Annotated in this window: 4 protein-coding genes and 1 pseudogene; 2 read left to right on the top strand and 3 right to left on the bottom strand. The window is 74.7% G+C overall.

Translation table 11 applies throughout. The features are described 5' to 3' along the window. The 3 genes from ACWEQL_RS41435 to ACWEQL_RS41425 form a co-directional block, all read right to left on the bottom strand. A complete protein-coding gene (locus ACWEQL_RS41435) occupies positions 1–873 on the bottom strand; it encodes a trehalose-phosphatase (protein WP_452156648.1) in 873 nt (290 codons plus the stop codon). A 125-nt stretch (positions 874–998) separates the two neighbouring features. Next, entirely contained in the window at positions 999–1,226 is a 228-nt protein-coding gene (locus tag ACWEQL_RS41430) for a DUF3263 domain-containing protein (protein WP_452156646.1), read from the bottom strand. A gap of 108 nt (positions 1,227–1,334) precedes the next feature. Next, positions 1,335–2,612: an extracellular solute-binding protein gene (locus tag ACWEQL_RS41425; protein ID WP_452156644.1), complete on the bottom strand. Its 1,278-nt coding sequence runs from the start codon at positions 2,610–2,612 to the stop codon at positions 1,335–1,337. Positions 2,613–2,910: 298 nt separating this feature from the next. Between ACWEQL_RS41425 and ACWEQL_RS41420 the strand changes: the two genes are divergently transcribed. Both ACWEQL_RS41420 and ACWEQL_RS41415 read left to right on the top strand, forming a co-directional pair. After that, positions 2,911–3,858, top strand: coding sequence for an ROK family protein (locus ACWEQL_RS41420; RefSeq protein WP_452156642.1), 948 nt, complete (start codon positions 2,911–2,913; stop codon positions 3,856–3,858). Next, positions 3,855–4,141 (top strand): annotated as a pseudogene (locus ACWEQL_RS41415) (N-acetylglucosamine-6-phosphate deacetylase); the annotation flags it as partial. The gene ACWEQL_RS41420 and the pseudogene ACWEQL_RS41415, both read left to right, overlap by 4 nt.

The raw sequence follows: 4,141 nt of genomic DNA, 5'->3' as shown, positions 1-4,141 counted from the left end.
TCAGCGCGCCGCGCCGAGCGCCGCCCCCAGCGCGGCCAGCAGCTCCACCACGCCGGCCGGGCCCCCGACCACCAGGTCGGCCCGGTCGGCGAGCTCGCGCACCGGGGCGTCGCCCACCGCGCCGCTGCACACCAGCAGCCCGGCCAGGCCCTCACCGCGCAGCTTCTCCACCGCCGCGAAGGCGGCCACGTCGCCCAGGTCGTCCCCGGCGTACAGCACCGAGCGCGCGCCGCGCTCGCGCAGGAAGCCCTCCAGCGCGGCGCCCTTGTCCACCCCGGGCGGACGCAGCTCCAGCACCAGCCGGCCCGGCTCGACCATCAGCCCGTGCTCGGCGGCCAGCGCCGCCACCGGCGGGCCCAGCAGCTCGAACGCCGCCACCGGGTCGGCCGTCCGCCGGGTGTGCACGGCCAGCGAGCGGCCCTTGTCCTCGACCCACGTCCCCGCCGGGGCGCCCGCCCGTGCCAGTACGCCGTCCAGCGCGGCCCGCGCCCCCGCGACGCCGGGGTGCGGCGGCGGGGCGGTCAGCTCGCCGGCCTCCCAGCGCTCGGCCCCGTAGTGGCCCAGCACCACCGGCCCGTCCCCGCCGCCGGTGGCGCCGCCGGCCGCGCCCGGGCCGGCGAAGCCGCCGTACTCGGCCGCGAGGGCCGCCGGGCGGCCGGTGACCACGACCACCGACCCGACCAGCGGGGCCAGCGCGCCCAGCGCGCCGGCCACCCCGGGGTGGGCGCGGGCGGTCGCCGGATCGGCCACGATCGGTGCCAGCGTGCCGTCGAAGTCCAGTGCGACGACCGCCTCGCCGGGAGCGTCCAGCAATGCGGCCAGCCCGGCCCTCCCGGCGGCGGTGGACGGCTCCGGCAACCCTGTGAGACCCATGTCCGGACCCTACCCAGCGACCGGCCCCGCCTCACCCGGACCGCGCGGCAGCCCGACCGGGCCCGTCTCACCCGGACCGCTCCACCACGCCGGCCGGGCCCTCCCGCGAGCTCGCGGCGGCCCGGCTACCGGGCCCCGCGCCGGGCCTCCCTGACCCGCCGCAGCCGGTTCACCAGCACCGGCGCGTGCGCCAGCGCCTCCGGCCGGTCCAGCAGCGCGTTCAGCAGCTGGTAGTACCGCGTGCCGGAGAGCCCGAGCTCCTCGCGGATCGCCCGCTCCTTGGCCCCCGCCGTACGCCACTGCCGGGACTCCAGCTCCAACACGGCCAGATCCCGCTCCCCGAGCTCACCCATGACGCCCGCCACCACCTCTCCGCACCGGGCCCATTCTCCCCCGGCCGGCGACCGGCGCCCCGGGTGCCCGCCACCACCCCGGCCCCGACCCCGGCCCCGGGCCCGCCGCTACTTCCGGGCCCGCTCGGCCTCCTTGACCGCCGCCGCCTGGAGTTCCTGCAGCACCTGCTTGGCGTCCCCGGTGGCCGCCCGCCCGATCCCCGTCTTGATCCGGTTGCTGACGTCGGCCCAGGCCGGGTCGCCGAAGGGGTAGAAGCTGGCGGTGGCGAGCCCGGTCGCGAACTGCTTGAGGTCGTTGTGCGTCCCGTTCCCGGTCAGAGCGTCGAAGGTGTCCTGGGTGACCGGCAGCATGTTGTACTTCTCGTCGAAGCGCAGCTGGTTGTCCTTGGCGTAGACGAAGCTCAGGAACTTCTTGACCTCGTTCTTGTGGCCGTTGGCCTTGAACGCCATCATCCAGTCCGCCACGCCGAGGCTGCCGGTCCGGTTCAGCCCGTCCTTGCGCGGGATCGGCGCCGTGGCGAAGTCGATCTTCCCGGCGGCGGCCATCCGCAGCAGCGTCGGGTGGCCGTTGAGCATCGCCACCTTGCCCTCCGCGAACTCCTTGTACGCCGAGGTGCGGTTGACCGAGCCCGGGTCGGCGTAGGTGAGCCTGGCGTCGACCAGGTTGCTCTTGAGCCAGGAGAAGGTGGCCTGGTTCTGGCCGGAGTCGATGGCGTAGTTGCCGACGTCGTCGGAGAGGCTGCCGCCGCCGCTGAGCGTCCAGAGCATCGACTCGGCCTGGGCCTCCTCCGGCCCGAGCGGCAGCGCGTACGGGAGCACGCCCGGCGCCTTGGCGCGGACCTTCTCGGCGGCCTGCTTGAGCTCGCTCCAGGTGGCCGGCGGCTTGTCGATCCCGGCCTTCTGGAACACCGCCCGGTTGTAGAAGAGCAGCCGCGAGGAGGAGACGAACGGGATGCCGTACTGGGTGCCGAGCATCTGGCCGGCGTGCGAGAGGTAGTCGATGAAGTTGGCGTGCGTCTCCATCGTGAGGACCTCGGCGGCGGGGTAGAGCCGCCCGGCGGCCGCGTGGTCGGCGAAGCCGCCGGTCTGCAGCAGGTCGGGCGAGTCGCCGCCGCGGACCATGTCGTCGACCCGCTTGCCGATGTCGGTCCAGGAGACCACCTCGACGTCGATCCTGATCCCCGCGTTGGCCGCCTCGAAGCGCCGGGCGAGGTCGTCCCAGTACGGCTTCGAGCTGGTCGCCTCGTTCTCCCCGTAGTCGGCCGCCACCAGCCGCAGGGTGACCGTGCCGTCGTCCTGGCCGCAGGCGGTGACCGAGGTGAGCAGCAGGGTGGCGGCGAGCGCCGTGCCGAACAGCCGGGTGGGGGCCTGGGCACGCCTCTTCAACGCGGGCTTCAACGCGGGTACCGCCTTCGTCGGGGGAGGTGGGTGGAGCCGGACGGGGGTATCCGGCTGAGGGGAGGCCGCAACACTGGCAAAAAGCGTGCACAGTGGTCCATACCTCTGGACGGTAGTTATCGAAGTGCGGACGACGTTGCGCGATGCGCAACAAATCGCCACCGCCGAGCCGGCCCCAAAGCACCATCTACCGCAAGCTTCTGCGACAAAGCTCACCCAGTCTGGACCAGACCAATCCGTCAACTGGACTAGACCTCTCCGACCAGACCAAGGGAAACTGTCCCCCGTGAAGCACGTCATCGCACTCGATGTAGGCGGCACCGGCATGAAGGCCGCGCTGCTCGCCCAGGACGGCTCCGTGCTGTTCGAAGCACGCCGACCGACCGGGCGGGAGCACGGCACGGACGCCGTCGTCGCCGCCATCCTCGACTTCGCCGCCGACCTGGCGGACGAGGGCCGCAGCCGCTTCGGCGTCGCCCCGGCCGCGGCGGGCGTCGCCGTCCCGGGGACGATCGACGAGGGGAACGGCATCGCGGTCTTCTCCGCCAACCTCGGCTGGCGCGACCTGCCGCTGCGCAAGCTGCTGGGCGAGCGCCTGGCCGGGCCGGACGGCACCGCGATGCCGGTCGCCCTCGGCCACGACGTGCGCTCCGGCGGCCTGGCCGAGGGCCGCCTCGGGGCCGGGAGGGGCGTCGAGCGCTTCCTGTTCATCGCCCTCGGCACCGGCATCGCCGGCGCCATCGGCATCGACGGCCGGATCGAGGCCGGAGCGCACGGGTACGGCGGCGAGATCGGCCACGTCGTCGTCCGCCCGGGCGGCCCGGCCTGCGGCTGCGGCGCCCGGGGCTGTCTGGAGACGCTGGCCTCGGCCTCCGCCGTCTCCCGCGCCTGGGCCGAGGCCTGCGGGGACCCCGACGCCGACGCGGCATCCTGCGCCGTCGCGGTGGACGCCGGGGACCCCCGCGCGGTCGCGGTCTGGCAGCACGCCGTGGACGCGCTCGCGGACGGGATCGTGCTGGCCCAGAGCCTGCTCGACCCGTCCACGGTGATCGTCGGCGGCGGGCTGGCCGAGGCCGGCGACACGCTCTTCACGCCGCTGCGGGCGGCCGTCACCGAGCGGCTGACCTTCCAGATGCCGCCCGAGGTCGTTCCGGCCATGCTCAAAGACACCGCCGCATCCCTGGGAGCGGGCCTGCTCGCCTGGGACCTGCTCACCATGGAGGTGACCGCGTGACCGCGCGGATTCAATCAGCGGCTGCGCCGCGGGGTGCCCTGTCCGGTGCCCGTCTGGTCCTGCCCGGCGGGGTCGTCGAGAACGGCCGGATCTCGGTCGGGGGGACGGCCATCACCGGCCTCGGCGGCCCGGCGCAGGCCGGCGACCTCGACCTGACCGGCCACACCGTCGTCCCCGGCTTCGTCGATCTGCACGTCCACGGCGGCGGCGGCGCCTCCTACGCCTCCGGCATCGCCGAGGAGGCCCTGCTCGCCGCCCGCACCCACCTCGCGCACGGCACCAC

This window comes from Kitasatospora sp. NPDC004240 (assembly GCF_053603215.1).
This window is presented reverse-complemented; position numbering and strand designations above follow the sequence as displayed.

Excerpts from the sequence above, each read along its gene's own strand:
- ACWEQL_RS41435 (WP_452156648.1), bottom strand. The coding sequence starts at position 873 with ATGGGTCTCACAGGGTTGCCGGAGCCGTCCACCGCCGCCGGGAGGGCC.
- ACWEQL_RS41430 (WP_452156646.1), bottom strand. The coding sequence starts at position 1,226 with ATGGGTGAGCTCGGGGAGCGGGATCTGGCCGTGTTGGAGCTGGAGTCC.